At 75.4% G+C, this 26,085-nt stretch carries 29 protein-coding genes and 4 tRNA genes; 18 read left to right on the forward strand and 15 right to left on the reverse strand.

The window, feature by feature from the left end; translation table 11 throughout:
* Positions 1-25: 25 nt before the first annotated feature.
* Together IEX99_RS01415 and IEX99_RS01420 are read right to left on the reverse strand one after the other, a co-directional pair.
* Positions 26-475 (reverse strand): response regulator, encoded by a 450-nt coding sequence (locus IEX99_RS01415; protein WP_188897673.1) that lies wholly within the window; start codon positions 473-475, stop codon positions 26-28.
* Between the two features lie 114 nt (positions 476-589).
* The gene (locus tag IEX99_RS01420) at positions 590-1,207 is read right to left on the reverse strand and encodes a transglycosylase SLT domain-containing protein (RefSeq protein ID WP_229677735.1); all 618 of its coding nucleotides are present in this window, start codon (positions 1,205-1,207) and stop codon (positions 590-592) included.
* A 294-nt stretch (positions 1,208-1,501) separates the two neighbouring features.
* On the opposite strand from IEX99_RS01420, the gene IEX99_RS01425 reads away from it, so the two are divergent.
* The 3 genes from IEX99_RS01425 (at position 1,502) to chrA (ending at position 4,207) form a co-directional block, all read left to right on the forward strand.
* Positions 1,502-1,654: a hypothetical protein gene (locus IEX99_RS01425; protein ID WP_188897675.1), complete on the forward strand. Its 153-nt coding sequence runs from the start codon at positions 1,502-1,504 to the stop codon at positions 1,652-1,654.
* Positions 1,655-2,025: 371 nt separating this feature from the next.
* On the forward strand, positions 2,026-2,847 hold the full coding sequence (locus IEX99_RS01430) for a chromate resistance protein ChrB domain-containing protein (protein WP_188897677.1): 822 nt from the start codon (positions 2,026-2,028) through the stop codon (positions 2,845-2,847).
* Position 2,848: 1 nt separating this feature from the next.
* On the forward strand, positions 2,849-4,207 hold the full coding sequence (chrA, locus tag IEX99_RS01435; RefSeq protein WP_188897679.1) for a chromate efflux transporter: 1,359 nt from the start codon (positions 2,849-2,851) through the stop codon (positions 4,205-4,207).
* A gap of 80 nt (positions 4,208-4,287) precedes the next feature.
* Here the strand turns inward: chrA and IEX99_RS01440 are convergent, their stop codons facing one another.
* The 4 genes from IEX99_RS01440 to msrB form a co-directional block, all read right to left on the reverse strand.
* A complete protein-coding gene (locus IEX99_RS01440) occupies positions 4,288-5,226 on the reverse strand; it encodes a sterol desaturase family protein (protein WP_188897681.1) in 939 nt (312 codons plus the stop codon).
* 23 nt (positions 5,227-5,249) lie between these two features.
* Entirely contained in the window at positions 5,250-6,065 is an 816-nt protein-coding gene (locus IEX99_RS01445) for a polysaccharide deacetylase family protein (protein WP_229677736.1), read from the reverse strand.
* Between the two features lie 16 nt (positions 6,066-6,081).
* Positions 6,082-7,047, reverse strand: coding sequence for a YncE family protein (locus tag IEX99_RS01450; protein WP_188897685.1), 966 nt, complete (start codon positions 7,045-7,047; stop codon positions 6,082-6,084).
* A 143-nt stretch (positions 7,048-7,190) separates the two neighbouring features.
* Positions 7,191-7,637 (reverse strand): peptide-methionine (R)-S-oxide reductase MsrB, encoded by a 447-nt coding sequence (gene msrB, locus IEX99_RS01455; RefSeq protein WP_188897687.1) that lies wholly within the window; start codon positions 7,635-7,637, stop codon positions 7,191-7,193.
* Between the two features lie 288 nt (positions 7,638-7,925).
* Here msrB and IEX99_RS01460 point away from each other — a divergent pair, with 288 nt between their 5' ends.
* Complete coding sequence (locus tag IEX99_RS01460) at positions 7,926-8,387, forward strand: MaoC/PaaZ C-terminal domain-containing protein (protein WP_188897689.1); 462 nt, start codon at positions 7,926-7,928, stop codon at positions 8,385-8,387.
* A gap of 68 nt (positions 8,388-8,455) precedes the next feature.
* A complete protein-coding gene (locus tag IEX99_RS01465) occupies positions 8,456-10,111 on the forward strand; it encodes a fatty acyl-CoA synthetase (RefSeq protein WP_188897691.1) in 1,656 nt (551 codons plus the stop codon).
* A gap of 125 nt (positions 10,112-10,236) precedes the next feature.
* On the opposite strand, the gene nusG is transcribed toward IEX99_RS01465, so the two are convergent.
* The 7 genes from nusG to IEX99_RS01500 form a co-directional block, all read right to left on the reverse strand.
* On the reverse strand, positions 10,237-10,773 hold the full coding sequence (nusG, locus tag IEX99_RS01470; RefSeq protein WP_188898258.1) for a transcription termination/antitermination protein NusG: 537 nt from the start codon (positions 10,771-10,773) through the stop codon (positions 10,237-10,239).
* Between the two features lie 97 nt (positions 10,774-10,870).
* Positions 10,871-11,065, reverse strand: coding sequence for a preprotein translocase subunit SecE (gene secE, locus IEX99_RS01475; RefSeq protein ID WP_188897693.1), 195 nt, complete (start codon positions 11,063-11,065; stop codon positions 10,871-10,873).
* 87 nt (positions 11,066-11,152) lie between these two features.
* Positions 11,153-11,229: transfer RNA gene (locus IEX99_RS01480), tRNA-Trp, on the reverse strand.
* Positions 11,230-11,314: 85 nt separating this feature from the next.
* The gene (locus IEX99_RS01485; RefSeq protein ID WP_188897695.1) at positions 11,315-11,788 is read right to left on the reverse strand and encodes an RDD family protein; all 474 of its coding nucleotides are present in this window, start codon (positions 11,786-11,788) and stop codon (positions 11,315-11,317) included.
* A 26-nt stretch (positions 11,789-11,814) separates the two neighbouring features.
* Positions 11,815-11,888, reverse strand: a tRNA-Gly gene (locus IEX99_RS01490).
* Positions 11,889-11,969: 81 nt separating this feature from the next.
* A tRNA-Tyr gene (locus tag IEX99_RS01495) sits at positions 11,970-12,052 on the reverse strand.
* A gap of 115 nt (positions 12,053-12,167) precedes the next feature.
* Entirely contained in the window at positions 12,168-12,638 is a 471-nt protein-coding gene (locus tag IEX99_RS01500) for a response regulator (protein WP_188897697.1), read from the reverse strand.
* Positions 12,639-13,104: 466 nt separating this feature from the next.
* On the opposite strand from IEX99_RS01500, the gene IEX99_RS01505 reads away from it, so the two are divergent.
* The 13 genes from IEX99_RS01505 (at position 13,105) to IEX99_RS01565 (ending at position 24,210) form a co-directional block, all read left to right on the forward strand.
* Entirely contained in the window at positions 13,105-13,902 is a 798-nt protein-coding gene (locus IEX99_RS01505; protein ID WP_229677737.1) for a TrmH family RNA methyltransferase, read from the forward strand.
* 8 nt (positions 13,903-13,910) lie between these two features.
* On the forward strand, positions 13,911-14,714 hold the full coding sequence (locus IEX99_RS01510) for a 2-keto-4-pentenoate hydratase (RefSeq protein ID WP_188897699.1): 804 nt from the start codon (positions 13,911-13,913) through the stop codon (positions 14,712-14,714).
* Between the two features lie 134 nt (positions 14,715-14,848).
* The gene (locus tag IEX99_RS01515) at positions 14,849-15,121 is read left to right on the forward strand and encodes a hypothetical protein (protein ID WP_188897701.1); all 273 of its coding nucleotides are present in this window, start codon (positions 14,849-14,851) and stop codon (positions 15,119-15,121) included.
* A 136-nt stretch (positions 15,122-15,257) separates the two neighbouring features.
* A tRNA-Leu gene (locus tag IEX99_RS01520) sits at positions 15,258-15,340 on the forward strand.
* A 103-nt stretch (positions 15,341-15,443) separates the two neighbouring features.
* Positions 15,444-16,487 (forward strand): PDC sensor domain-containing protein, encoded by a 1,044-nt coding sequence (locus IEX99_RS01525; protein ID WP_188897703.1) that lies wholly within the window; start codon positions 15,444-15,446, stop codon positions 16,485-16,487.
* A gap of 192 nt (positions 16,488-16,679) precedes the next feature.
* A complete protein-coding gene (locus IEX99_RS01530; RefSeq protein ID WP_188897705.1) occupies positions 16,680-16,967 on the forward strand; it encodes an acyl carrier protein in 288 nt (95 codons plus the stop codon).
* Between the two features lie 37 nt (positions 16,968-17,004).
* The gene (locus IEX99_RS01535) at positions 17,005-17,460 is read left to right on the forward strand and encodes a 3-hydroxyacyl-ACP dehydratase FabZ family protein (protein ID WP_229677738.1); all 456 of its coding nucleotides are present in this window, start codon (positions 17,005-17,007) and stop codon (positions 17,458-17,460) included.
* Positions 17,461-17,465: 5 nt separating this feature from the next.
* Entirely contained in the window at positions 17,466-18,662 is a 1,197-nt protein-coding gene (locus IEX99_RS01540; RefSeq protein ID WP_188898262.1) for a beta-ketoacyl-ACP synthase, read from the forward strand.
* Entirely contained in the window at positions 18,659-19,942 is a 1,284-nt protein-coding gene (locus IEX99_RS01545) for a beta-ketoacyl-ACP synthase (protein WP_188897709.1), read from the forward strand. The genes IEX99_RS01540 and IEX99_RS01545 overlap by 4 nt, the downstream gene beginning before the upstream one ends.
* Positions 19,943-19,947: 5 nt before the next feature.
* Entirely contained in the window at positions 19,948-20,970 is a 1,023-nt protein-coding gene (locus tag IEX99_RS01550; protein WP_188897711.1) for a zinc-binding dehydrogenase, read from the forward strand.
* A 30-nt stretch (positions 20,971-21,000) separates the two neighbouring features.
* Complete coding sequence (locus IEX99_RS01555) at positions 21,001-21,897, forward strand: lipid A biosynthesis lauroyl acyltransferase (protein ID WP_188897713.1); 897 nt, start codon at positions 21,001-21,003, stop codon at positions 21,895-21,897.
* 44 nt (positions 21,898-21,941) lie between these two features.
* Positions 21,942-23,291, forward strand: coding sequence for a bifunctional enoyl-CoA hydratase/phosphate acetyltransferase (locus tag IEX99_RS01560; protein ID WP_188897714.1), 1,350 nt, complete (start codon positions 21,942-21,944; stop codon positions 23,289-23,291).
* Between the two features lie 19 nt (positions 23,292-23,310).
* Positions 23,311-24,210, forward strand: coding sequence for an alpha/beta fold hydrolase (locus tag IEX99_RS01565; RefSeq protein WP_188897716.1), 900 nt, complete (start codon positions 23,311-23,313; stop codon positions 24,208-24,210).
* A gap of 31 nt (positions 24,211-24,241) precedes the next feature.
* Here the strand turns inward: IEX99_RS01565 and mmsB are convergent, their stop codons facing one another.
* Together mmsB and IEX99_RS01575 are read right to left on the reverse strand one after the other, a co-directional pair.
* On the reverse strand, positions 24,242-25,123 hold the full coding sequence (gene mmsB, locus IEX99_RS01570) for a 3-hydroxyisobutyrate dehydrogenase (protein ID WP_188897718.1): 882 nt from the start codon (positions 25,121-25,123) through the stop codon (positions 24,242-24,244).
* A gap of 53 nt (positions 25,124-25,176) precedes the next feature.
* Positions 25,177-25,974 (reverse strand): SDR family oxidoreductase, encoded by a 798-nt coding sequence (locus IEX99_RS01575; RefSeq protein WP_188897720.1) that lies wholly within the window; start codon positions 25,972-25,974, stop codon positions 25,177-25,179.
* Positions 25,975-26,085 lie beyond the last annotated feature (111 nt).

Below are 26,085 nucleotides of genomic sequence, written 5' to 3' on the forward strand. Positions count from 1 at the left end.
GGGCGCGGCGAAGACGCGAGCGCGGTCACGGCGGCGGCGTGCCGGCCGCGCCGGGCGCGCCCGGCGTGCCGGGTGGCCCGCCGCCGGAGTGCCGTCCCAGCGTCTCGCGCAGCACCCGCGCGGCGAGCGCGGCGGTGAAGGGCTTGGCGAGGAAGCGCGCGCCGGGCACCGCGCGTGCCGCGGCCATTGCCCCGTGCCGTCCGGATGCATAGACCACCGGCAGGTCGGGCCGCAGCACGCGCGCCGCGCGGGCGAGGGCGTAGCCGTCCGCTTCGCCGGGCAGGTTGATGTCGGTCAGCATCGCGAGGATGTCGCGCCGGGTAACGAGGAGGGCGAGCGCGGCCTGCGCGTCGCCCGCCTCGAGCACCGTGAAGCCCGCTTCCGTCAGGCCGTCGGCCAGCGTCAGCCTGACCAGGAAATCGTCCTCGACGACGAGCAGGACCGGCCGATCCCGCTGCACGTCCGCCTGCGCCATGCCCGCCTCGCCCACGAGGGGGAGATAGGCGCGGGCGGTGACGGCCGCATCGCGCCGTGCGTGACGTTGCCGTGATCCGGCAGGAGCGTGATCGGCGCCTCGGCGGAAGCCGCGTCAGCGCTCCGCCGCCTCCGCGAGCTCGAGCAGCGCCCGGCCGTCGCGCCGCAGCCGCGCCACCGCCGTATCTCCGCCGCAGCGGAAGCCCTCGAACACGGCGTGGCCGGGCGCGGTCACGTCCATCCTGCCGCGGACGCGGCAGACGAGACGCGCCGCGTTCTCCGGCGAGCCGCCGTGCCAGCGGACCAGCGCATCCGCCCAGTCGCCGGTGCGCTCGTAGTGCCGGCGCAGGTAGCGCGCGCCCCAGTCGGCGGCGACGAAGGGATCCAGCGGCCAGTCGCTGCGCCGCGCGTGCACGCCCGCGTTGACCTGGACGCATCCGGCCATCACCGGCTCCCGGCCGAGGGCTTCCCAGTACAGCCGGCGCGCCTCCTCGCGCGTCGCAGGGTAGTGGGAGCGCCCGCCGATGTTCAGCGCGAAGGCGTGCAGTCCGCTCTCGTTGAGCGCGATGGCGACCAGCAATCCTTCCGGGATGCCGTGCGCACGCTCCGCGGCGCGGACGGCGGCCAGGCATGCGGCGCGTGGCGAGCGGACGACGGAGCGCTCCGGCGACGGCTGCGCCAGCGCGGGGAACGCGGCCGTCGCGGCGAGCATCGTCCCGGCGGCGATCGCCATGCCCCATGTCGCGCGGGGCACCCGCCGTCGTCTCGCGCCGATGGCATGCGCCCTTGCCCCGTTGCATCGGGCGCCCCGCGGCAACGCACGCGGGCACGCCGCATCCCGTCGCCGGCGCTGGGGCACCGACATTCCGTTTGCGGTCGTCATGGGGGCGAGTCGCTAGCACGATCGCGTCGTCGTGCAAGCGAATTCACCGTGTTGCCGCGCGCCACATTGTCGCCACGATGTTGGTGTTGCGCGGCGCGCGTGTGCAGGGCGCTTGGTCGCGAGCGGCAGACACATGCATCGCGGATGATCCGCGTGATCCGCAACGGGCTCGCGATGCACGCCGACGGCGACGCGGCGTATCGCGCGCGATGCATGTCTTGCGCGAGAGTTCGCGTGTGCGCCGCGCTGTGCCGCGATGCTCGCGCGAATCTCGCCGACAATGCCATCGCGCCATGACGACGCCGGAGATCCTGAGCGCGCGTCCGGGCCCGCCGACATCGTCCGCGTCGAGGAGGCGTCGTGCGCGGCACCGCGCGGCGCGCCGAACGCCGCTGGCTCGCCGGGCCTGCGCGGTCGCGCGCCGGAGCGCGCAGCGCGGTGGTTCCGGGTCGGCCCGTGCGTTCCGGCTCGCCGGGCGAGCCGGCAGCGGAACGCACCGCTTCCGGACCGCGCGGGCGCGTCCGCTACGCGCTCCCATGGCCGGTGCGGGATCCTTGACTTCGTCGGGCCGCATCGGAGAACTTGCCTGCAAGGGGCCCGCCGCGATCGCCCCGTGAGGCGACAGCCGAAGGATCGCGTCCACCTCTCCCTCGGGAAGTGAACGCGCCATGCCGTCGCCCGACACCCTCACCGTCCCGCAATTGTCGCGCCTCGTCGGGCTGCCCGGCGCGCCCGTCGTCCTCGACGTCCGCACCGAGGAGGACCACGCGGCCGATCCGCGGGCGCTGCCCTGCGCGATCCGCCGGGACTGCCGCTCCGTCGCCGCCTGGGCGCCGGACTTCGCAGGCCGCCACGTCGCCGTGGTCTGCCGGCGCGGCTTGAAGCTCAGCCAGGGCGTCGCCGCCTGGCTGCGGCACCACGGGGCCCGCGCCGAATCCCTCGAGGGCGGCTTCGAGGCCTGGCGCGAGGCGGGCGGCCTGCTGGTCCGCCCCGACCGTCTGCCGCGCCGCGACGCGCAGGGGCGGACGGTCTGGGTCACGCGCGTCCGGCCGAAGGTGGACCGCATCGCCTGCCCCTGGCTGATCCGCCGCTTCGTGGATCCCTCCGCCGTGTTCCTCTTCGTCGCGCCGTCGGAGGTGCCGGCGGTCGCCGAGCACTTCGGCGCCACGCCCTTCGACATCGAGGGCGTGTTCTGGAGCCACCGCGGCGCCGCCTGCACCTTCGACGTGATGCTGGAGGAGTTCGGCCTCGCCGGCTCCGGACCGCTCGCGCGCCTCGCCGCGATCGTGCGCGGGGCGGACACGGCGCGGCCGGACCTGGCGCCGGAGGCGGCGGGGCTGCTCGCCGCCTCGCTCGGCCTGTCGCGCATGCACCGCGACGACCTGGAGCAGCTCGATGCCGCGATGACGCTCTACGACGCCTTCTACCGCTGGTGCCGCGACGCCACGGGCGAGACGCACAACTGGCCGGCCCCCGGCAGGGGAGCGTGACATGCGCGCCCCGCCCCGGGACATCCCGATGGACGCCGCCGCCTTCCCCACCTTCGCCCGGGCGTTGCGCGTCTGGCTGCGCGTCGGGCTGCTCTCCTTCGGGGGCCCGGCGGCGCAGATCGCGGTGATGCACCGCGAGGTGGTGGACGAGCGGCGCTGGGTCTCCGACGCGCGGTTCCTGCACGCGCTGAACTTCTGCATGCTGCTGCCGGGGCCGGAGGCGACGCAGCTCGCCACCTATCTCGGCTGGCTGATGCACGGCGTCCGGGGCGGCGTCGCGGCGGGCGTGCTGTTCGTGCTGCCGGGCGCGGCGGTGATGATGGCGCTCTCCGCCATCTACGCGCTGTACGGCGCGGTGCCGGCGATCGCCGCGCTGTTCTTCGGGCTGAAGTGCGCCGTGCTGGTCCTGGTGGTGGAGGCGCTGCTGCGCGTCGCCCGGCGCGCGCTGAAGACGCCGCCGAGCTGGATCCTGGCGGCGGCCGCCTTCCTCGCGCTGTTCGCCTTCTCTGTCCCCTTCCCGATCGTCGTGCTGGGCGCGCTGGCCGTCGGCTACGCCATGCCGCTGCAGTTCCGCGTCGCCGGGCACGGCGCCGCGGCCGAGGGTCCGCCCGCGCTGCTCGACGCGGCGCTGGCCGCCGACCCCGGCCGCATCGCCCGCATGGGCGCGGCGGCGCGGCGGGCCGGATTCGCGGCGCTCGCGCTCTGGCTCGCGCCGGTGGCGCTGCTGATGGGCGCCGGCGCCGGGGTGTTCGCGGACATCGCCTGGTTCTTCTCGAAGATGGCGGTGGTGACCGTGGGCGGCGCCTACGCCGTGCTCGCCTACGTCGCGCAGGAGGCGGTGGAGCGGTACGGCTGGCTCGACGCGGGCCAGATGCTCGCGGGGCTCGGCCTCGCCGAGACCACGCCGGGGCCGCTGATCCTGGTGCTGCAGTTCGTCGGCTTCCTCGCCGCCTTCCGCGAATGGGGCCTCTGGGGCGGCGTCCTCGGCGCCGCCGTCACGCTCTGGGCGACCTTCGTCCCCTGCTTCGCCTGGATCTTCCTCGGCGCGCCCGCCGTGGAGCGGCTCCACGCGCACCGCGCGCTGACCGGCGCGCTGGCCGCGGTGACCGCGGCGGTGGTCGGGGTGATCCTGAACCTCGCCCTCTGGTTCGGCCTGCGCGTGCTGTTCGGCGAGGTGCGGCCGCTGGCGATCGGGCCGCTAGCGCTCGACCTGCCGGTGCCGGCGAGCCTCGATCCGGCGGCGCTGGCGCTCGCGGCGCTGGCGGCCGCGTGCCTGTTCCGGTGGCGCCTGGGGCTGGTCCGCACCCTCGGCGTCGCGGCGCTGGCCGGCCTCGTCTTGCGCCTGGCGACGGCGGGCTGAGGGCGGCGCGGTCCGCCATCGGGGCGATCGGCCGCGACAGGGCCGCGCGGCCGCCCGGCGGCGACGGTCCCGCGGGGAGCTCAGCGTCCCCCGGCGATCGCGGTCGCCATGCGCCGCAGCCCGACCAGCTGCTGGCGCCACCAGCCGCCGGTGGCCAGCGCCTCCGGCGCCTCGGGGTCGCCGGTGCGCGGGTACACCTCGCGGCGGAAATCCGCCGTGCCGAAGATCCAGTCCCAGACCGGCAGCAGGACCGCGTAGTTCTTACCGTGCTCGCCGGCCGAGAGTTCGCCGTGGTGCAGCCGGTGGAAGCGCGGCGAGACCAGCAGCCGCTCGCCGACGCGGCCGAAGCTCAGCCGCACATTGGCGTGGCTCAGGCTCTCCGCCAGCCGCAGCACCAGCACGACCAGCGGGAACTGCCCCGGCGGCACGCCGATCAGCAGCGCCAGCCCGCCGAGCCAGAGCGCGGCGAGCACCTCGTCGAGCACGTGGTTGCGGTCGTCGGTCCAGAAGGTCATCTGGCGCTGCGCGTGGTGGATCGAGTGCAGCGCCCACCACCAGCCGAAGCGGTGCTGCAGGCGATGGCGCCAGTACTCCCCGAAATCCAGCACGACGATGTAGAACACCAGCGCCCACAGCGGGTGCTCCCGCAGCCAGGGCAGCAGCGTCTCGAGCGTCGGCGGGATGAACCCGGACTCGGCCACCCATCCCTCCCAGCGCGCCTGCAGGGTCGCGAACAGGACGAAGGCGATCATCGGCAGCAGTCCGAGCCGCGCGAGCAGGGTGTAGATCACGTCCGTGCGCACCGGCCCGCGGCTCTCCCAGCGCTCGACCGGGCGCCACGCCTCGAGCGGGCGGCAGACCGCGTAGACCGCGACGATCGTCAGCAGCCCGAAGATCGCGAAGTCGAGCCACTCGTAGGCGTCCTCGGCCCAGTCCATCAGGCCGAGCGCGTACAGGGCGGGCTGGATCGCCCCCTCGAAGATCCGGGCGGCGGCGGCGGCGTAGAGGTCCTCGAGCATGCGCCGGTTCTCACCCCTGTCGGCTAACGCCCCTGTGGCGGCAGCGTGTCGAAGCAGAAACCCCTGGCCTGGAGGGCCTCGATCAGCGGCTCGAGCACCTCCGCGAAGGGTTCGCGCCGGCTCCGCACGCCCCAGTGCATGACCAGCACCTCGCCGTCGCGCACGTCGCGCAGGGCGCGTCGGAGCAGCGCCGCGTTGGGGTGGCGGTCGGAGGGCAGCTCGTCGCCGAGGAAGCCGTGCGCGGTCCAGCCCTGGTGCGTCAGGCCGCAGGCGCGGGCCATGGCGAGCGCGCCGGGGGTGGTGATGCCGCCCGGGGCGCGCCAGAGCGGCAGCACCCGCGCCTCCGGCACCATCTCGCGCAGCCGGCGGATGGGCCGCTCCAGCTCCTCGCACAGCCCGGCCTGGTCGAGCAGCACGGCCGCCGCGCCGCCGCGGGCGACGTAGCGGACGCGACCGGGCCCGGCATCGGCGCGGAAATACCAGTGCCGCCAGGTATGGCTGGCGAAGACGTGGCCCTCCGCCGCGCGGGCGCGCCAGAAGTCGCGCCACGAGTCCGAGAGGGTCGAATCGCCGCGCCAGGTCGGCTCGTCCGCCACGAAGAGGGTGGCGCGCACGCCGCGGCGGCGGAGGATGTCGGCGATCCGCTCGGCCTCCCGCGACCAGCCCGTGTCGATCGTGAGGTAGAGCGTGCCGGCGGGACAGTACGGCGAGTGCGCGCCGTGGGCGGCGGCCGGACCCGCGCCCGGCCCCGGAACCAGCCATGCGCCGGCGCCGGCCAGCACGGCAGCGCCGATCCGCCGCCGCGTCGCGCCGCGCCGCGCCGCATCGTGCGGCGCCACGCCGCGTGCCGGCGCCTCAGCCGCCGCGCGGATGGACGTAGATGCCATGCGGGCTGCGCCCGACCCGGATCGTCTCGATCTCCTCCGTCCGCGGATCGATCACCGCGACGCGGCGGATCCACCGCAAGGTGACCCAGAGCTGCCCGTCCGGGCCGAAGGCGATGCAGTCTGGCCCGCCGGGCACCTCCCAGCGGCGCCGGACCTCGAGCGTGTCCGGATCCAGGGCGGTGACCCGGCTGTCCACCCGGCTGGTCGCGTAGAGGGCCTGGCCGTCGGGTGCGCGGAAGATGGCATGGGCCCCGCGGCCGACCGCGATCCTCCGCTCGACCTGCCGCGTCTCGGGGTTCAGCACGGCGAAGTGGTCGGTCCCCATGATGCCGACGATCAGCAGGCCGCGGTGCCAGAGGATGCCCGCCGGTTCGGGCCCGACCTGCGCCTGCCAGACCGGCTGGCGCGTCTCCAGGCTGATCGCGACGACGGCGCCGCTGCCCTGCAGGGTCACGTGGACCATGCGGCTGTCGGGGCTGAAGGCCATGTGGCTCGGCTTGTCCGGCAGGCGCAGGCGCTCGAGCAGGGTCGGCCCCGCGGCGTCGTAGATATCCACCTGGTCGCGCCGCAGCGAGGCGATCACCAGATGCTTCCCGTCCGGCGCGTAGTCGAGGTGGTAGGGATTGCTGATCCGCTCGCGCCGCTGCAGCGCGCCGGTGTCCGGATCGAGGAACAGCAGCTCGTTGGCGGCGGAATCGCCGATGACGAGGGAACGGCCGTCCGGGGTCGGCACTAGGTGGTGCGGCTCGCGCAGCACCGGGATCCGGCGCGTCTCCACGCGCTCGGCGCCATCGAGCACGCTGATGGAGGCATCGCCCGAGTTCAGGACATAGACGACGATCTCCGCCGTCGCAGCCCTCGCCCGACCGGCCAGCAGGGCGGCGAGCCCGAGCAGCAGGGCGGGGCGGCGGGCAGGCTGGAAGGGCGGCCGCATGGCGGGCAAGGTCGTCCGTCGTCCGAGACAGTCGTCACGGCACCTCCATAGCTGCCGCGACGTGATCGCGCTTTCAAGCGGCTTCCCCGCCCCCCGCCCTGACCCCCGCGCGCCGGGGACGCCGGGCCGGATCGCGTGCCCGGTCAGCCGCCTTCCGCCGGCTCGAAGCGCATCGCCACGCCGTTCATGCAGTAGCGCAGGCCGGTGGGCGGCGGCCCGTCCGGGAACACGTGGCCGAGATGCCCGCCGCAGCGCGCGCAATGGACCTCAGTGCGGGTCATGAAGAAGCTCCGGTCCTCGGAAGTCCCAACCGCGCCCTCGCGCGGCCGCCAGAAGCTCGGCCAGCCGGTGCCGCTGTCGAACTTGGCGTCGGAGTCGAACAGGGCGTTGCCGCAACCGGCGCAGACGAAGGTGCCGCGCCGCTTCTCCTTGTCGAGCGGGCTGCTGCCCGCGCGCTCCGTGCCGTGCTGGCGCAGCACCCGGAACTGCTCGGGCGTGAGCGCCGCCCGCCACTCGGCCTCCGACTTCTCGACGGGGAAGGGCGTCTCGCCCGGCCCCCGCGCGCCGCCCCGCTCGCGCTTGAACAGCATGGCTCGCTCCCTCGCTCTCCGCGGATCCTCGCCGTCGCCATCTGGGCATGGCGGCGGCCGGGGGCCAATCCCTCGGCCGGCCCGCTTCCCGATTTGGTCGCGGCCTGGCGCCCTGCTACCCTTCCTTCGGGCCCTGCCGGCGCCGCCTCGACCGGCGCGACGCCCGCCGGGCCGCCCCGCTCCGCCGACCGCGGCCCGGTCTGGCGGGACGCGGGAGCACCGGCGGTTTCCGGCCGCATGGCGCCCGCCGCCTCTCTCCCCGACGTCACGAACCTGCCCCGGTGCCGCATGACGACCTCCGCGACGATCGCCCCCCTCCGCTCGCTCGACGAGCTCGCGCCGGGGCAGGTGTACGACTTCGGCGGCTTCACGCTGAGCGAGGCCGAGGTGGTGGAGTTCGCCCGCCGCTACGACCCGCAGCCCTTCCACCTCGACCGCGAGGCGGCGCGGGAGAGCCTGTTCGGCGAGCTGGTGGCGAGCGGGCTGCACACCCTCTCGGCCGCCTTCGGCCACCTGATGCGCAGCGGCTGGCTCGCCGCGGTCTCGCTCGGCGGCAACCGGATCGACACGCGCTGGCCGGCGCCACTCCGCCCCGGCGAGCCGGTGCGGCTGAAGGTGGAGGTGCTGGAGGTGCAGCCCTCGCGCTCCGGCCGTCCGCTCGGGGTGGCGAAGCTGCGCTACCTGCTCGCGCGCGAGGCGGACGGCGTGGTGGTGCTGGACTCGGTCGGGACGCACTTCCTGCGGCGCTGAGCGTCGCCCGCGTCCTCTGCTATCCTCGCCCCGCGTCGGCTCGGAGAGACGGACCGGGGAGGGGAGGGATGACGACGGGAAGCGAAGCGGCCCAGCAGCAGCGCGCGAGGCGCAACACGATCGGCGACGCGCTGCGGCGCTCCGCCCGGCGGTTCCGCGACCGGCCGGCGCTCCGCTTCGGCGAGCGGCAGTGGAGCTACGCCGCGCTCGACCTCGCCGCCGACCGGGTGGCGCGCTGCCTGCTGGCGCAGGGCCTGAAGCCCGGCGACCGCGTGCTCGCCTACGGGCGCAATTCCGACGGCTACCTGCTCGCCTGGCTCGGCTGCGCGCGGGCGGGGCTGATCCACGTGCCGGCCAATTTCGCGCTCACCGCGGGCGAGCTCGAGCACATCGCGCGCCAGTCCGGCGCCGCGGCGCTGCTCACCCAGCCGGCGCTGAGGGCGACCGCGGAGGCGGTGCGCGGCCGGCTCGGCATCGCCGTCGCCGGCACGCTCGAGGAGGGCGCCGCCGGGCCGGGCGGCTTCGACGTGCTGGCCGCGGCGCAGGACCCGCGCTGGGGCGGGCCCGGCGACCCGCCGCCGGGCGAGGCGGTGCGCGACGAGGACGTGGCGCAGCTCCTCTACACCTCGGGCACCACCGGCCTGCCCAAGGGCGCGATGATGACCCACCGCGCGCTGCTCGCCGAGTACATGAGCTGCATCGTCGAGCTGGAGTTCGCCGGCGAGGACCGGGTGCTGGCCAGCCTGCCGCTCTACCACTCGGCGCAGATGCACTGCTTCACCATGCCGCAGCTCCTGGTCGGCGCCTCGATCGTGCTGATCGAGGCGCCGGAGCCGGCGCGGGTGCTGGAGCTGATCGAGCGGCACCGGATCAGCTCCTTCTTCGCCCCGCCCACGGTCTGGATCGGCCTGCTGCGCCATCCGGACTTCGCCCGGCGCGACCTCGGCGCGCTGCGCAAGATCTACTACGGCGCCTCGATCATGCCGGTGCCGGTGCTGCAGGAGCTGCGCGAGCGCCTGCCCGGCGTGCGGCCCTTCAACTGCTACGGCCAGAGCGAGATCGCCCCGCTCGCCACCGTCCTCAGGCCGGAGGAGCACGACGCCCGCCCCGGCTCGGTCGGCCGGCCGATCCTCAACGTCGAGACGCGGGTGGTGGACGCCGCGATGCGCGACGTGGCGCCGGGCGAGCGCGGCGAGATCGTGCACCGCTCGCCCCAGCTCCTCGTCGGCTACTGGGACAACCCGGAGGAGACGGCGCGCGCCTTCGAGGGCGGCTGGTTCCACTCCGGCGACGTCGCCGAGGTGGACGCCGAGGGGTACCTCTACATCGTCGACCGCACCAAGGACCTGATCAACACCGGCGGCGTGCTGGTGGCGAGCCGCGAGGTGGAGGAGGCGCTGTTCACCCACCCCGCGGTCGCCGAGGTGGCGGTGATCGCGGTGCCCGACCCGCGCTGGATCGAGGCGGTGACGGCCGTGGTGGTGCTGCGCGCCGACGCGGCCGGAGGCGGCGCGGCGCCGGAGGAGATCGAGCGCGCGCTGATCGCCCATGCGCGCGAGCGGCTCGCGCCGTACAAGGTGCCGAAGCGGGTGATCCTGACCGACGCGCTGCCGAAGAACACCGCGGGGAAGCTGCTCAAGCGGGAGCTGCGGGCGCGCTACGCGGGCACCGGCGACGCGGCGCTCGGGCACGGCCTCGCGGCGCCGGCGCCGGGCGGCGGATAGAGCGGATCGCGGACGGCTGGAAACAGCCGGGAGCGTGAATCTGCTCGGCAGACAACGAGCCAGAGCCGTTGCAGCGAGAACAGCCGAGCGAAAACGGCTCTAGCCGCGCCGCGCGGCGCGGCGCCTCAGATCTTCTCGACCTGGCTGTATTCCAGCTCCACCGGCGTGGAGCGGCCGAAGATGCTGACCGAGACCTTCACCCGGCCGCGCTCCTCGTCCACCTCCTCGACCACGCCGTTGAAGCTGGTGAAGGGGCCGTCGGCGACGCGCACCTGCTCGCCCACCTCGAACACCACGCTCGGGCGCCGGGGCTTCTCCACGCCCTCCTGCACCTGGCGGAGCATGCGCTGCGCCTCGGCCTCGCGGATCGGCGTCGGCCGGTTGCGCTCGCCGAGGAAGCCGGTGACCTTGGGCGTGTTCTTGATCAGGTGCCAGGCGTCGTCGGTCATCTCCATCTTCACCAGCACGTAGCCGGGGAAGAACTTGCGCTCCGTCTCGACCTTCTGGCCGCGGCGGACCTCGGTGACCGGCTCGGCCGGGACCAGGACCTCCTCGATCTTGTCCGCGAGGCCCTTCTGCGCCGCCTGCTCCTTGATCTGCTGGGCGATCTTCTTCTCGAAGCCAGAATAGACGTGGACGACGTACCACTTCTTCTCGGCCATGGTGGCTTGCGCCTCCCTCATCCCGCGATGCTTCCCGCGCGCCGCCGCGGCCGCGAGCCCCGCGCCGCGCCGCGGCCGGACCGCACCCGCCCCGGCATCAGCCGAGCCCGAACACGCCGCGCATGATCTGCGAGATCGCGAGGTCCACGAGCAGGAAGAACACCGCGGCGAGCGCCGACATGGCGAGCACGAGGCCCGTCGTGACGAGCGTCTCCTTGCGCGTGGGCCAGGTGACCCGGTTCACCTCCTGGCGCACCTCGCGGATGAACTGCGCGGGGTCGAGCTTGGCCAACTCCCAATCCTTCAACGAAAGCCGGGCGGCGCCCGCACGGGCGCCGCCCCGGAAGATCCCTGGCGGCCTGCGCGGCCCGGCCGGCACTGGCAGGGGCGGAGGGTCTCGAACCCCCAACCTCCGGTTTTGGAGACCGGCGCTCTAGCCAATTGAGCTACGCCCCTCCACGCCGCCGGCCGGCGCGGCCGCCCGCGCCGGACAGCCGACCTCGCCGCTCGGTCGGGCCGCGCGCGAGAGCCGGTCTATAGGTCAGCCGTGCGGGGCTGTCGAGGGCGGCGGGCGCGACGCCCCCGCCTCGCGCACGACAAGGGTCCGGCCGAGCTTGTCGTGCCAGGTCTGCCGCCGCGGATCCCACAGCATCCAGAGATAGCCGAGCCCGAGCGGCAGCGCCGACAGCAGGTAGCCGACGTAGCGCAGCGCAAGGTGGCCGAGGGCGGCATGGCCGCCGGTGCCGGCATCGACGATGCGCAGGCCGAGCACGCGCTTGCCCGGCGTCGCCTGGTGCGGGCCCGCCCAGAAGTTCAGCACCACCAGGCCGAAGATGAGGTTGAGCAGGGCCTCGGCCGCCGGCGTGGGATAGCCCGCCGCGCCGCCCCCCCCGCCGTGCAGCGCCGCGCCCAGCGTGACCAGGGTGAAGCTGACCGGCAGCATCCAGATCAGGTCGATCAGCGTCGCGAGCAGGCGCGATCCGAAGCCGGCGAGCTCGCCTCGGCCGGGCGGCACGCCGCTCACCGCCCGCCCGCGCACGATGGAGCGGGTGACGGGAATCGAACCCGCACAACCAGCTTGGAAGGCTGGGGCTCTACCATTGAGCTACACCCGCGGCGCGGCGCTCCGCACTCCGACGTCCCGTCCGTCCCACCGGCCCGGGAGAATGGCGAGTCATGCGATCGCACACATGATATGGAGGGGGTTGGATTCGAACCAACGTAGGCTCACGCCAACGGATTTACAGTCCGTCCCCTTTAGCCACTCGGGCACCCCTCCGCACGGGCTCGCGGGCCGATGGAGGGGGGCGACTAGCGGCTCGGAGCGGTGCCTGTCAATGCGCAGCGGCGCTTCCCCCCGCGGCAGGTGCGCGGCGCCCGTTCCTCCGATCCGCTCACCACACGCGAGCGAGCGGCGCCCGCTTGGCCTGCGCCCCGGCCCCCCCGCCGCCACCCGCGCCCGAGGCCGCGAGGACGCGCCGCAGCGTCTCGACCAGGTGATCCGGCGCGAACGGCTTGATGAGCAGCGCGAAGGGGGCCTGCGCCGGCGTCTCGCCGCCCACCGCGCCGCCGCGCCCGCTGTCCGAGGGGAGGCGGCCGGTCATCACCACCACCGGCAGGCAGGGCCGATCGGTGCGCAGCCGCCGGATCAGTTCCCAGCCGCCGAGGCGCGGCATGTCCAGGTCGGTCAGCAGGACGTCCACGTGGCGGGCGCCGGCACGCTCCAGCGCCTCCACGCCATCGGCGGCGAGGATCACCTCGAACCCCTCGCCCTCCAGCAGATCCCCCAGCAGCACGGCGAGCAGATGCTCGTCCTCGGCCAGGAGGACGACCGCCCCCATCGCAGGGCCGGGCGGTTGCGGCATCTGGGATCCTGGCGCAGCGGGCACGTCGGCACCCCCACCTCGTGCGAAAGTCTGCAACCATCTTGGCGCGTCATCGCCGATTTGCACGTAACGGTTGTGGGAGGGCGCAACGAATCGCCCCGCGCGCCGGCCCTCGCGCGGGCCGCCGACTTGCAAGCGCGGCGCGAGGGCGCAGGATGGCTCGCGCATGCGACGTCCCCTTCCTCCGCCGCGCCGCCGCGGCAGCGCCAAGGCGCCACCGCACGAGGGCCGAAGCGCCGGCCCCCCGGACCTCGACCGCGGCGCGCGCCGGACGAGGAGCGGCCGCGCCGAGCCGCCCGGGCCACCGGTGGCCGCCGCCCGCCGCGCCGGTGCCGGCCGCGGCCCGGAGAGGCCCCGCCCGCCGCGCCCGGACCGCGGAGAGCTGGCGGCGACGGCACCGCCTTCGGCCGGTCACCGTCCTCCGCCGCCGGAGGGACCATCCGTCGTGCAGTCGGCGCGGCATGCCGGGCGCGGCGGCGGCCCCGGCGCGAGCAGCGCCGCCTACTGGCTCCACGGCCAGCACGCGGTCGCCGCCGCGCTGGCGAACCCTGCGCGCCGTCTGCGCCGCCTCCTGGTCACCGCCGAGGCCGAGGCGGCGCTTGCCGCGCGCGTGCCGCCCCCCTGGCGCATCGTCCCGGAGCGGGTCGAGGACCGCGCGCGCTTCCGGACCTTCCTCCCCGAGGACGCGGTGCACCAGGGCGTCGCCCTGCTCGTCGAGCCGCTGGCGCCTGCCTCGCTGCACGCCGCGGTGGCCGGGCGTCCCGGGCCGGTGCTGGTGCTCGATCAGGTGACCGATCCGCGCAACGTCGGCGCGATCCTGCGTTCGGCGGCGGCGTTCGGCGCCGCCTGCGTCGTGCTGCAGCAGCGCCATGCGCCGCCCGAGGGCGGCGCGCTGGCCCGCGCCGCCTCCGGCGCGCTCGAACTCGTGCCCGTGGTGCGCGAGGTGAACCTCGCGCGCGCCCTGCTCGCGCTGAAGCGCATGGGCTTCTGGGTCGTCGGCCTCGACGCGTCGGCGCCGGCGACGCTGGCCGAGGCCGGGCTCGGCGCGCGCCGCGTCGCGCTGGTGCTCGGCGCCGAGGAGGGCGGCCTGCGGCGCCTGCAGCGCGAGGCCTGCGACGAGCTCCTCCGCCTGCCGATCGCGCCCGAGGTCGAGAGCCTGAACGTCGCCGCCGCCGCCGCGGTGGCGCTCTACGAGCTGGTCCGGTCGCGCCTGCCGGCGACCGGCCCCGAAGGGAAGGAATGACCGCGCCCATGCCGCACACCGATGCCACCGACGCCGCCGAACGGGCGGCCGCGGTCCTGTTCGAGGCGCGTCGCGCCCGGCCGCGGGCGCCGCTCGCCCCGCTCCCGCCGGGGGTCGCCCCGGCCGACGAGGCCGCCGGCTACGCGGCGCAGCACGCGCTCGCTCGGCGGCTCGGCGCGGAGCCGCCGGCCGGCTTCAAGATCGGCGCGACGACGCGGCAGATGCAGGCCTATCTCGGTCTTGCCGGCCCCGCGGCCGGGTTCGTGTCGCGCCAGGGGCTGCGCGCCACACCGGCAGAGTTCCGCTTCGCCGACTTCTTCCAGCCCGGGGTGGAGTGCGAGATCGGGCTGCGACTCGGACGCGACCTGCCGCCCGGCCCGTGCTCGCGCGCGACGGCGGAGGCGGCGGTCGCGGAGGTGTTCCCGGCCATCGAGATCGTCGAGCGGCGCTACGGCGCCGACCTCGCCGCCTTCGGCACGCCGAGCCTGATCGCCGACCAGGTGTTCCACGCCGCGGGCGTGCTCGGCGCGCCCGTGCCGGACTGGCGCGCCCTCGACCTCGGCGCGACGCAGGGACGCATGTGGGTAGCCGACGCGCTGCGCGGCGAGGGCCATGGGCGGGATCTGCTCGGCCATCCGATGGAGGCGCTGGCCTGGCTGGCCGGCTCCGGCGCGGCACGGGTGTTCGGCGGGCTGCGGGCCGGACAGGTGGTGTTCCTCGGCTCGGTGACGCCGCCCATCTGGCTGGAGGGGCCCTGCACGGTGCGCATCGCGTTCGACGGGCTCGGCATGGCGGACCTGCGCTTCGTCTGACGGCGTCGCCGGGACGGGCCAGGGGGCCTGCCGGACACGTTCGGTTAACCGCATGCCGGCGAGGATCGCCACGGTGTCCGTCGCCCGGCTGGGCGGCTTCGGCGCCAGGACGGCGCGGAATATCGGGAGAATCCATGCGCCGCCCCAGGACCGAGGAGCCGGCCGCCGGCGACAGCCCGGCCGCCGCCGGCTGGCACACACTCACCGAGGCCCAGCAACTGGCCCTGGCGCGCGAGGCGCTGCGCCGCGCGGCCGGCATCCTGGCCGACCAGGCCGAACTGCTCGCCGACGAGATGGAGGGCGGCGCGCTGCTCGACCGCGGCGGCCCCGACGCGCTCCGGCTGTTCGCCGCGGTGGTGCGCGCGACCAACCGCGACGCCATCGGCGCGACCATCGGCCGCGCCTGAGGTCGGGACGAGCCGCCCGCCGGCCGCCACTGGCGGCCAGGGGCCGCGCATGGACCTCCCGCGCCCGCCGCCGCGCCCCGGGATGGCGCTGGACCGGCGGCGCCGGGGCGTCTAGACGCTTGGGCCTGATCCGCCTGCCCCCGTGGCGGAATGGTAGACGCAGGCGACTCAAAATCGCTCGCCCGCGAGGGTGTGGGAGTTCGAATCTCCCCGGGGGCATTGGTTTCGCGCATGCGGCGCCTCGCGGCACGGTGGCCGGTTCGCCGGTGCGGCCAGTCTCGCCTTGCGATTTTCACGAATTCGTGATAAATGCCCCGGCGCCATGTTCCCGAGTGCCCGCTTCGAGCCGCGCAGGGCGGGCCGCCAGCGACACCTCGCCGCCTGGGCAAGCGCGCTCTCGGCCTGGGCGATATCCGTCCTGCTGCTGCACTGGTTCTACGCCACCCACCTGCAGCGCGAGGAGCAGGCGGCGGAGTTCGCCGCGCTCGAACGCGCCGCGGCGATGGCCGAAGCGGTCGAACAGGGCGTGCTGCGCAAGCTCGACTTCGTCGAGGGCCTGCACGAGCTCCTTCAGCTTCGCGAGCGCCTCGACCGCGCCGGCGACACCGCCGGCGCCGCGGCGATCGAGGAGCATCTGACCGCCGTCGCCCGCCGCGCGCGCTTCGGCGTGCAGGCGATCGGCGTGATTCGCGCCGACGGCGTGCTCCACTGGTCCACCGCGCAGGCTCCGGGGGCCCAGCCCGTCTCCGTCGCCGAGCGCGAATACTTCGCCGTGCACCGCGACGGCAAGCGCGAGCTGCATGTGAGCGCGCTGACCATCGGGCGCACCAGCGCGATCCGCTGGAGCATGCACCTCACCCGCGCCCTCGAGGACCGGTCCGGCAACTTCGCCGGCGTCGCCCTGGTGTCCCTCGATCCGATCGAGCTTTCGAAGAAGCTCGGCGCGCTGCACGCCGGCCACGGCGAGGCCTCGGTGGTGCTGCGTCTCGACGATGGTGCGCTGCTCGCCCTTGGCGCCCCGGAAGAGCGGCGCTTCCTCGGCGGAGCGCTGCCGGAGGAGGCCGTGCTGTTCCAGCTCATGCGCGCCGAGCGGGCGGGACGGGCGCGTGTCTGGAGCCATCTCTCGGGCCGCGAGCTGCTGTTCGGCTACCGCACCGTCTCCGGCGCCCCCCTCGCGGTCGCCTACGGGCTGGACGCCGAGCAGGAGCTGGCGCCGATCCGCGCGCTGCGCCGCTCGGCCCAGGCCTCGATGGCGATCGCGGCGACGCTGTCGCTGATGATCCTCCTCCTGGTCCTCTGGTGGATGCCGCCGACCCGCGCCCGGGCGTCCCTCCCCGCCGGCCTCGCGGAGCGCGCCCCGGGCTGATCGCGCCCTTGCGCGGGATCTCGGCGGCGAGGCGCATCCAGGCCCCCGCCAGGGAAGTCCGTGCCGTCGCCCCGGCGGCGGCAGGGCCGGACGCTTGCCAATCGCGCCGGATCGCGCAAAGACGCGCGCCGACGGACCGTCCCTCCGCCCCACCCCGCCACCCGTGCCCTCACCAGCCCGGAGTCCCGCGTCATGTCCGCCGCCTTCGACCGCATCGCCGACATCATCGCGGAGAACAGCGAGGTCCCGCGGGAGAAGATCACGCCCGATTCGCACGTGATCAACGACCTCGGCATAGACAGCCTCGACTTCCTCGACATCGTCTTCGCCATAGACAAGGCCTTCGGCATCAAGGTCCCGGTCGAGGCCTGGACGCAGGAGGTGAACGCGGGCAACGCGCCGGCGGAACAGTACTTCGTCATGAAGAACCTCGCCCAGCGCATCGAGGAGCTGGTCGCGGCCAAGCAGGCCCAGGGCTGAGGGCGCCCGCAGCGCCGTGCGCCTCGAGTATTTCCAGATGATCGACCGCGTCCTCGCCTGCGGCGAGGGCGTGATCGTCGCCGAGGCGCGGGTGCCCGAGGCCTCGCCGGTGTTCGAGGGGCACTTCCCCGGCCACCCGCTGATGCCCGGCGTGCTGCTGGTGGAAGCCATGGCCCAGGCCTCGGGCTATCTGATCCTGGCGACGCAGGGCTTCGCGCGCATGCCCTTCCTCGCCGGGGTGCGGGAGGCGAAGCTGCGCAGCTTCGTCACGCCGGGCATGACGCTGAAGGTGGAGGCGAGACTGGTGCACGACGGCTCGGGCTACGCGGTGACCGCGGGCAGCATCGGCGGCCCCGACGGCAGGCGCATCTGCGACGCGGAACTGACGCTGCGCACCCTCCCCTTCCCCGCGCCGGAGCTGGCCGCGGCCATGCGCGCCCGCGCGGCGGAGATCGGGCTGCCGGCCGCCGGCGCCGCGGGGAAGGCGGCGTGAGCGGCATGCGGCGCGAGGTCTGGATCACCGGGATCGGCCTCGTCACCTCGCTCGGCGAGGGGGCGGAGGCGCACTGGGCGGCGCTGTCCGCGCCCGGGACGAGGCCGGTGCTCGACGAGACGAGCTTCGCCCCCTTCCCGGTGCATCCGCTGCCGGCGCTCGATCTCGACCGCCAGATCCCGAAGAAGGGCGACCAGCGGCAGATGGAGCCCTGGCAGCGCCTCGGCACCTACGCCGCGGGGCTGGCCATAGACGACGCGCAGGCGCGCGACCTGGTCGCCGACATGCACCTCGTCGTCGCGGCAGGAGGCGGCGAGCGCGACGTGGCGGTGGACGAGGCGATCGCGGCGGAGCTCGCCAACGCGCCGCCCGAGGTCGCCGGGCCGCGGCTGAACGAGCGCCTGGCGGCCGACCTGCGGCCGACGCTGTTCCTCGCCCAGCTCTCCAACCTGCTCGCCGGCAACATCTCGATCGTGCACGGCGTCACCGGTTCCTCGCGCACCTTCATGGGCGAGGAGCAGGCGGCGGCGGACGCGGTGCGCATCGCGCATCTGCGCCTCGCCGAGGGGCGGGGCGAGATCGCGCTGGTCGGCGGCGCCTATGTCGCGCAGCGCTGGGACATGCTGCTGCTCTACGCGGCGGGCGGGGCGCTCTGGCACGGGCCGTGGGCGCCGATCTCGGCGCGGGCGGCGCGCGGCGGGGGGTTCGTCGGCGGCGGCATGGCCGCCTTCCTGGTGCTGGAGACGGCGGAGCACGCGCGCGCCCGCGGCGCCAAGGGGCTCGCGCGCCTGGCGGGCGTGGCGACGGACGTCGCGCACCGCCGCGAGGGCGGCGGCTCGGCCGCGGTGGCGCGCGCGCTCTGGGACCGGCTCGCGCCGCGCGGCGGCGCCGGCCGGCTCGGCGTGGTCTCCGGCGCCATCGGGGTCGAGCCGGCGCTCGCCGAGGAGCGCGCCTTCCTCGCCGGCCTCGCCGCGGGCGCGCTCGTCCGCACGCCCGGCACGCTGCTCGGCCACGGCGTGGAGGCGAGCTTCCCGGCCCACCTCGCCCTCGGCGCGCTGGCCCTCGCGCGCGGCGGCTTCTACCCGCCCCTCGATCCCGGCCTCGACACGCCGGAGGCCGGGGGCCGCGTGGACCGGGTGCTGGTCACCGGCTTCGGCCAGTGGCGCGGCGAGGCGCTGGCGCTCCTGGAGCCCGCGGCATGAACGGCATCCCGACCAAGGACAGGCACGGCCGCCCGCTGGTGGCGGTGACCGGCATCGGCATCGTCACCTCGCTCGGCTGGGGCGTGGAGGCGAACTGGGCGGCGCTGACCGCGGGACGGTCGGGCATCCGCCGCATCACCCGCTTCCCGACCGACCACCTCAAGACCACCATCGCCGGCCTGGTGCACCTGCCGGACGAGCCGCCGGGCGGCGAGTGCATCCCCTCCCCCGTCCGCGTCGAGCGCATGGCGGTCGCGGTGATCGCCGAGGCGCTGGCGAACGCGCGCATCGGCGACACGGGCCGCTTCCCGGGGCCGCTCTTCGTCGGCATGCCGCCGGTGGAGATGGAATGGCCGCAGCGCTTCGCGCTCGCCCGCGGCGCCAATGACGGCGCGCCGGGCTACCGCGGCCTCGTCGCCGCGGTCGAGGGCCGGCAGGACATCTACGAGACGGTGCTGTTCGGCGGCGTGGCCGAGCACCTCGCCGCGCGCTTCGGCACCCGCGGCGCGCCGATCAGCCTGACCACCGCCTGCGCCACGGGCGCCTCCGCGATCCAGCTCGGCGTCGAGGCGATCCAGCGCGGCGAGGCGGAGGCGGCGATCGCCGTCGGCGCCGACGGCTCGGTGCAGCCCGAGGCGCTGATCCGCTTCTCGCTGCTCTCCGCCCTCTCGACGCGCAACGAGGAGCCGGAGAAGGCGGCGCGGCCCTTCGACCGCACGCGCGACGGCTTCGTCATGGCCGAGGGCGCGGCGGCGCTGGTCCTGGAGAGCCTGGAGAGCGCGCGCGCCCGCGGCGCGCCGGTGCTCGGCCTGGTGCTCGGCTGCGGCGAGCGGGCCGATTCCTTCCACCGCACGCGCTCCAACCCCGACGGCAAGGCGATCATCGGCGCCATCCGCAACGCGCTGGCGGACGCCGGGCTGGAGCCCGGCGACATCGACTACGTCAACGCGCACGGCACCGGCACGCCGGAGAACGACAAGATGGAGCACCTCGGCATGCGCGCCGTGTTCGGCGACCGCCCGCCGCCCATCTCCTCCAACAAGTCCATGATCGGCCACACCCTCTCCGCCGCCGGCGCGGTGGAGGCGGCGTTCAGCCTGCTCACCCTCCGCGACCAGCTCCTGCCCCCCACCATCAACCACCGCGAGCCCGATCCGGCGATCCCGCTCGACGTGGTGCCGAACGAGGCGCGCCGGGCGCGGGTGCGGCACGTGCTCTCCAACTCCTTCGGCTTCGGCGGGCAGAACGTCTGCCTGGTGCTGGGCGAGCCGCCGGGCTGACCGCCATGCGCGCCTTGCGGCTGCACGCCGAGCGCGACCTGCGCCTCGACGACATCCCCCCGCCGCCGCCGCCCGGGCCGGGCGAGGTGCAGGTGCGCATGCGCGCCCTCGCGCTCAACCACATCGACGTCTGGGGCTGGCGCGGCATGGCCTTCGCGAGGCGCGCGCTGCCGATCTGCGTCGGCGTCGAGGCGGTGGGCGAGGTCGTCGCCGCGGGGCCGGGCGTGGAGGGATGGCGGCCCGGCGACCGCGTCGCCCCCTACGGCGCCATCACCTGCGGCGCCTGCCGCGCCTGCCGCGAGGGGCGCGACAATCTCTGCGAGGACGTCCGCGGCATCATGGGCTTCCACGTGGACGGCTTCGCGCGCGAGCGCGCCAACCTCGAGGCCCGGCTGCTGGTCCGCGTGCCCGACGGCATCGGCTGGGAGGACGCGGCCTGCGGCCCGGTCACCTTCGCCACCGTCGAGCACATGCTGTTCGACAACGCGCGGCTCGAGCCGGGCGAGACCATCCTGGTCCACGCCGCGGGCTCCGGCATCGGCACGGTGGCGATCCGCATGGCCAAGGCGCTCGGCTGCACGGTGATCGCCACCGCCGGCGACGACGAGAAGTGCGCGAAGGCCCGCGCGCTCGGCGCCGACCACGTGGTGAACTACACGACCGGGCGGTTCGAGAGCGTGGCGCGGCGCGTGACGAACAAGCGCGGCGTGGACGTGGTGTTCGAGCATGTCGGCGCGGCGACCTGGGCGGGCTCGCTCCTCTCGCTGCGCATGGGCGGGCGGCTGGTGACCTGCGGCTCGACCTCGGGCGTGGCGGCCGAGACCAACCTGATGATGCTGTTCCAGCGCCAGCTCCGCATCTTCGGCTCCTTCGGCGCCTCGATGCGCAACATCGCGGGGGGCTATGCGAGGATGGCGGCGGGCCTGCGGCCGGTGATCGACACCGTGCTGCCGCTCGAGCGCTTCGCCGAGGGCATCGCGCGGCTGGAGAGCCGGCGCGTGTTCGGCAAGATCGTGGTGACGCTCTAGAAGGCGGGGTCGGGGAGCCCACGGGGCGCCATGCGAGTCCTGCAGCGCCTCGCCGAAGGCGCGCTCGGTCTGCTCGTCCGCTGGCTGTTCGCGCTGATGCGCGTCCTCGGTCCCGATCGCGGCCCGCGCATCGGCGGCGCGGTGGCGCGCGCGCTCGGCCCGCTGACGCCGGCGCACCGCATCGGGCGGGAGAACATCCGCGCCGCCTTCCCCGGCCTCCCCGAGGCCGAGCGCCGGCGCATCCTGCGCGAGGCCTGGGACAATCTCGGCCGCACCGCCTGCGAGTACGTCCACATGGACGCGATCTGGGACTTCGACCTCGCCCGGCCGGGCGCCGGGCGGATCGAGGCGAGCCCGGAGGTGATCGCCCGCTACGGCGCGCTGCGCGACCGCAAGGGGCCCGCGCTGGTCTTCGCCGCGCACCTGGCGAACTGGGAGCTGCCGGCGGTGGCCGCGGCGAAGCACGGCATCCGCGCCGCGATCCTCTACCGCACGCCGAACATCGCCCCCGTCGCGCGCGAGATCCTCCGCCTGCGCAGGGAGACGATGGGCACGCTGATCCCGGCGGGCATCACCGCGCCGCTGCGCATGGTCTCGGCGCTGGAACAGGGCATGGTGGTCGGCATGCTGGTGGACCAGCGCTTCGGCCGCGGGCCGCGCGTGCCCTTCCTCGGCCGGCCGGCGGCGGCGAACCCGCTGATCGCGGAACTCGCGCGCCGCTTCGACTGCCCGGTGCACGGGACGCGCGCGATCCGCCTGCCGGGCGGGCGGTTCCGGCTGGAGCTGACCGAGGCGCTGGACCTGCCGCGCGACGCGGAGGGGAAGGTGGACGTCGCCGCCGCCACCGCCGCGATCAACCGGGTCGTCGAGGGCTGGGTGCGCGAGCATCCGGGCCAGTGGCTCTGGATGCACCGCCGCTGGCGCTGACGCGCCGCTTGCCCCGGACGCGCCGCCATGCGCACCCTGGGCGCATGGAACGCCGACGCAGCACCCCGCTCGACGCGCTGAGCCCCGGCGCGCGCTTCCGCACCGGGCGCCGCGTGACCGCCGCCGACCTGGCCCCGGTGGCGGCCATGCTCGGCGAGGCCGGGGGCGCGCTCGCCGCCCGCGCCGCCGGCTCGCTGATGACGCACCTGATCGCCACCGCCTTCCCCGGCTTCGGCACGGCGATCCTGCGCGAGGACTACCGCTACGCCGGCACGGTCGCGGAGGGCGACGCGCTGACCGCCGAGATCGAGGTCGCGGCGGTGGACCGGGCGGCGGGACGGGCGCGCCTCGCCTGCCGCGTGCTCGGGCCCGACGGCACCGCGCTCCTCTCCGGCGAGGCCGAGGTGGCGCCGCCGCGCGTGGCCGAGGAGCGTGAGCTGCCGGAAACGCCGGGCGCCTCGCCGCGGCCGGTGCGCATGCTGCGCGCGCTGCTCGCGCGCTGCGCCGGCCTGCCGCCGGTGCCGACCGCGGTGGTGCACCCCTGCGACGCGGAGAGCCTGCGCGGCGCCCTGCTCGCCGCCGAGCACGGCCTGATCGCGCCGATCCTCGTCGGCCCGGAGGCGAAGATCCGCAACGCCGCCGCCGCCGCGGGGCTCGACATCGCCGCCCTGCCGCTGGTGCCGGCGCCGCACAGCCACGCCGCGGCCGAGACCGCGGTGGCGCAGGTGCGCGAGGGCCGCGCCGCCGCGCTGATGAAGGGCAGCCTGCACACCGACGAGCTGATGGAGGCGGCGCTGGCGCGCGAGGCCGGGCTGCGCACGGAGCGGCGGGTGAGCCATTGCTTCGTGCTCGACGCGCCGCTCCATCCGCGCCTGCTGCTGATCACCGACGCGGCGGTCAACATCCAGCCCGATCTCGAGGCGAAGGCCGACATCGCGCGCAACGCCATCGCCCTCGCCCGCGCCATCGGCATCGAGCTGCCCAAGGTGGCGATCCTCTCGGCGGTGGAGACGGTGACGCCGAAGATCCCCTCGACGATCGACGCGGCCGCGCTGTGCAAGATGGCGGAACGCGGGCAGATCGTCGGCGGCGTGCTGGACGGGCCCCTCGCCTTCGACAACGCGGTGAGCCAGGCGGCGGCGAAAACGAAGGGCATCGCGAGCGCGGTGGCGGGCCAGGCGGACGTGCTGCTCTGCCCCGACCTCGAGAGCGGCAACATGCTGGCGAAGCAGCTCACCTATCTCGGCGGGGCGGAGAGCGCCGGGATCGTGCTCGGCCTCCGCGTGCCCGTGGCCCTCACCAGCCGCGCCGACAGCGCCACGGCGCGGCTCGGCAGCGCGGCGCTGCTGCGGCTGATGGCGCCGCGGGCGGCGGCCGTGGCCGCCACGCCCTGAGGCATGGGAGCACGCCCGCATGGAGCCCGTCGCCACCGTCGCCCTGCGCACCGACACGCTGGAGGTCGCCTGCGAACTGCGCGGGCCGGAGGCGGGCCCGGCGGTGATCCTGCTGCACGGCTTCCCGGACGACGCGCGCGCCTGGGACGGCGTCGCCGCGCCGCTCGCCGAGGCCGGCTGCCGCGTGGTGGTGCCGTTCCTCCGCGGCTGCGGCGCGACGCGGTTCCTGCGCGCGGAGACGCCGCGCTCCGGCGAGCAGGCGGCGCTCGGCCACGACCTGCGCGCGCTGATGGACGCGCTGCGCATCCCGCGCGCCGTGCTCGCCGGCTACGACTGGGGCGGGCGCGCGGCCTGCGTCGTCGCGGCGCTGTGGCCGGAGCGCGCGGTCGGCCTCGTCACCGGCAACGGCTACAACATCCAGGACATCGCCGCCTCCGCGCGCCCCGCCTCGCCGGCGCAGGAGCTGCGCTACTGGTACCACTGGTACTTCCACACCGAGCGCGGCCGCGCCGGTCTTGCCGAGAACCGGCGGGGGATCTGCCGCCTGCTGTGGGAATTGTGGTCGCCGACCTGGCGCTTCGACGACGCGACCTTCGAACGCACCGCGGCGAGCTTCGACAACCCCGACTTCGTGGAGGTGGTGATCCACTCCTACCGCCACCGCCACCGCGCCGCGCCGGGCGATCCCGCGCTGGCGCCGATCGAGGCGCGGCTCGCGCGGCGCCCGGCGATCGCCGTGCCGGCCATCTGCCTGCACGGCGCGGCGGACGGGGTGAGCCCGCCGGCGGACAGCGAGGGCCATGCGCGCCACTTCACCGGCCCCTATGAGCGCCGCGTCCTCCCCGGCGTCGGCCATTTCCTGCCGCGCGAGGCGCCGGAGGCGCATGTGCGCGCGGTGCTGGAGCTGCTGGGGCGGTAGGTCAGGCCTCGTCCGGCGGCGGCGGCGCCGCTCAGCCGCCGCCGCGCAGCATGCGGATGATGCCGGAGAAGTCCGCCTCCGCGCCGCCCTGCTCGAGGAAGCGCCGGTAGAGCGCGAGCGCCTGCGCGCCGAGCGGCGTCTCGACGCCGGCGGCGCGCGCCGCCTCCTGCGCCAGGCCGAGGTCCTTGGCCATCAGCGCGGCGGCGAAGCCGGGCCTGTAGTCGCGGTTGGCGGGGCTCGCCGGCACCGGGCCCGGCACCGGGCAGTAGGTGGAGAGCGACCAGGACTGGCCGGAGGAGCGCGACATCACGTCGAACAGGGCCTGGTGCGAGAGGCCGAGCTTCTCGGCCAGCACGAAGGCCTCGCAGGTGACGATCATGGTCGCGGCGAGAACCATGTTGTTGCAGGTCTTGGCCGCCTGGCCGGCGCCGGCCTCGCCGCAATGCAGCACGTTGCGGCCCATCGCCCTGAGGATCGGCTCGGCGCGCGCGAAGGCGTCGGCCGGGCCGCCGACCATGAAGGTGAGGGTCGCCGCCTCCGCCCCCATCACGCCGCCCGAGACCGGGGCGTCCAGCATGGGGCGGCCCACCGCGGCGGCGACCTCGCGCGCCGTCGCGACGTCGATGGTCGAGCAGTCCACCAGCACCGCGCCCGGATCGCTCGCCGCCGCCATGCCGCCCGTGCCGAGCCAGGCGTCGCGCACCTGCTCGCCCGCCGGCAGCATGGTGAGGACGAACTCCGCCCCGCGCGCCGCCTCCGCCGCCGATCCGGCCGGGGTGACGCCGGCCGCGGCGGCGCGGGCCAGCGCCTCCGGAACGATGTCGAAGCCGGTCACCGCGTGGCCCGCCCTGGCCAGGTTGCGCGCCATCGGTCCGCCCATGTTGCCGAGGCCGACAAAGCCGATCCGCGCCATCGCCGCGCCCTCCTCCCCGTGAATGCCGCCGCCAGGGTAGGCGGCGCGCACGGTCAGAGGAAGGCGCCGTCGATCGGCAGGCCGACGCCCGAGACGTAGCTCGCCGCGTCGGAGCAGAGGAAGCCGATCACCGCCGCCACCTCATGCGCCTCTCCGGCGCGGCCCATCGGCAGGTCGCGCAGCATCGCCGCGCGCGCCTCCTCCGGCAGGGCGTCGAAGCGGGCGCGGATGCGGCTGCCCTGCTCGGCGAGGATCAGCGCCGGCATCACCGCGTTCACCGTGATGCCGTGCGGTGCCTCGTCCTTGGCGAGCTGCGCGGTGAAGCCGAGCAGCGCCGCCTTGGCCGCGGCGTAGGCGAGCCGCGCCCCCTGCGTCGTCACCGGACCCCTGCGCCCGCGCGCGACGGTGGAGGAGAGGTTCACCACCCGCCCGTAGCGCCGCGCGCGCATCCCCGGCACCACGGCGCGGCAGCAGAGGAAGGCGCTGGTCAGGTTGAGGTCGAGCACGGCGCGCCAGCGCGCCTCGTCCATCTCCTCGATCGCGCGCACCGGCGTCGGGCCGGAGCCGCCGGCGATGTTGACCAGCGCGTCGATCCGCCCGAGGCGCTCCGCCTCCGCGACGGCGGCGGCGACCTGCGCCGCGTCGGTGACGTCGGCGACGCGCCAGGCGGCGCGCGCGCCGGAATCGCGCAGCCGCGCGGCGAGGTCCTCGAGCGGAGCGGCGTCGAGGTCGGTCAGGAACACCGCCATGCCCTGCGCGGCGAGCCGGCGGCAGACCGCCGCGCCGATGCCGCCCGCGGCGCCGGTGACGAAGGCCCAGCGCGGCTCGGCGGGGGTGGTGTCGGCGGCCATGGCGGGTCTCCTGCGCTGGGGGCGGGCGATCCATTCACCGATCGCCACGCCACTGGCAAGTCGCGTGGCATGGGCCGGCTGGACAAGGGCCGCGATCGCCCTACCGTTGGC

The organism is Caldovatus sediminis (genome assembly GCF_014644455.1).
GTDB classification, from domain to species: Bacteria; Pseudomonadota; Alphaproteobacteria; order Acetobacterales; family Acetobacteraceae; genus Caldovatus; species Caldovatus sediminis.

Coding starts and splice junctions, on each gene's coding strand:
- IEX99_RS01415 (WP_188897673.1), bottom strand. CDS start 475: ATGGCGCAGGCGGACGTGCAGCGGGATCGGCCGGTCCTGCTCGTCGTC.
- IEX99_RS01420 (WP_229677735.1), bottom strand. CDS start 1,207: ATGGCGATCGCCGCCGGGACGATGCTCGCCGCGACGGCCGCGTTCCCC.
- IEX99_RS01425 (WP_188897675.1), top strand. CDS start 1,502: ATGATCCGCGTGATCCGCAACGGGCTCGCGATGCACGCCGACGGCGAC.
- IEX99_RS01430 (WP_188897677.1), top strand. CDS start 2,026: ATGCCGTCGCCCGACACCCTCACCGTCCCGCAATTGTCGCGCCTCGTC.
- chrA (WP_188897679.1), top strand. CDS start 2,849: ATGCGCGCCCCGCCCCGGGACATCCCGATGGACGCCGCCGCCTTCCCC.
- IEX99_RS01440 (WP_188897681.1), bottom strand. CDS start 5,226: ATGCTCGAGGACCTCTACGCCGCCGCCGCCGCCCGGATCTTCGAGGGG.
- IEX99_RS01450 (WP_188897685.1), bottom strand. CDS start 7,047: ATGCGGCCGCCCTTCCAGCCTGCCCGCCGCCCCGCCCTGCTGCTCGGG.
- msrB (WP_188897687.1), bottom strand. CDS start 7,637: ATGCTGTTCAAGCGCGAGCGGGGCGGCGCGCGGGGGCCGGGCGAGACG.
- IEX99_RS01460 (WP_188897689.1), top strand. CDS start 7,926: ATGACGACCTCCGCGACGATCGCCCCCCTCCGCTCGCTCGACGAGCTC.
- IEX99_RS01465 (WP_188897691.1), top strand. CDS start 8,456: ATGACGACGGGAAGCGAAGCGGCCCAGCAGCAGCGCGCGAGGCGCAAC.
- nusG (WP_188898258.1), bottom strand. CDS start 10,773: ATGGCCGAGAAGAAGTGGTACGTCGTCCACGTCTATTCTGGCTTCGAG.
- IEX99_RS01500 (WP_188897697.1), bottom strand. CDS start 12,638: ATGCCGCAACCGCCCGGCCCTGCGATGGGGGCGGTCGTCCTCCTGGCC.
- IEX99_RS01510 (WP_188897699.1), top strand. CDS start 13,911: ATGCCGCACACCGATGCCACCGACGCCGCCGAACGGGCGGCCGCGGTC.
- IEX99_RS01515 (WP_188897701.1), top strand. CDS start 14,849: ATGCGCCGCCCCAGGACCGAGGAGCCGGCCGCCGGCGACAGCCCGGCC.
- IEX99_RS01525 (WP_188897703.1), top strand. CDS start 15,444: ATGTTCCCGAGTGCCCGCTTCGAGCCGCGCAGGGCGGGCCGCCAGCGA.
- IEX99_RS01530 (WP_188897705.1), top strand. CDS start 16,680: ATGTCCGCCGCCTTCGACCGCATCGCCGACATCATCGCGGAGAACAGC.
- IEX99_RS01535 (WP_229677738.1), top strand. CDS start 17,005: ATGATCGACCGCGTCCTCGCCTGCGGCGAGGGCGTGATCGTCGCCGAG.
- IEX99_RS01540 (WP_188898262.1), top strand. CDS start 17,466: ATGCGGCGCGAGGTCTGGATCACCGGGATCGGCCTCGTCACCTCGCTC.
- IEX99_RS01545 (WP_188897709.1), top strand. CDS start 18,659: ATGAACGGCATCCCGACCAAGGACAGGCACGGCCGCCCGCTGGTGGCG.
- IEX99_RS01550 (WP_188897711.1), top strand. CDS start 19,948: ATGCGCGCCTTGCGGCTGCACGCCGAGCGCGACCTGCGCCTCGACGAC.
- IEX99_RS01555 (WP_188897713.1), top strand. CDS start 21,001: ATGCGAGTCCTGCAGCGCCTCGCCGAAGGCGCGCTCGGTCTGCTCGTC.
- IEX99_RS01560 (WP_188897714.1), top strand. CDS start 21,942: ATGGAACGCCGACGCAGCACCCCGCTCGACGCGCTGAGCCCCGGCGCG.
- IEX99_RS01565 (WP_188897716.1), top strand. CDS start 23,311: ATGGAGCCCGTCGCCACCGTCGCCCTGCGCACCGACACGCTGGAGGTC.
- mmsB (WP_188897718.1), bottom strand. CDS start 25,123: ATGGCGCGGATCGGCTTTGTCGGCCTCGGCAACATGGGCGGACCGATG.
- IEX99_RS01575 (WP_188897720.1), bottom strand. CDS start 25,974: ATGGCCGCCGACACCACCCCCGCCGAGCCGCGCTGGGCCTTCGTCACC.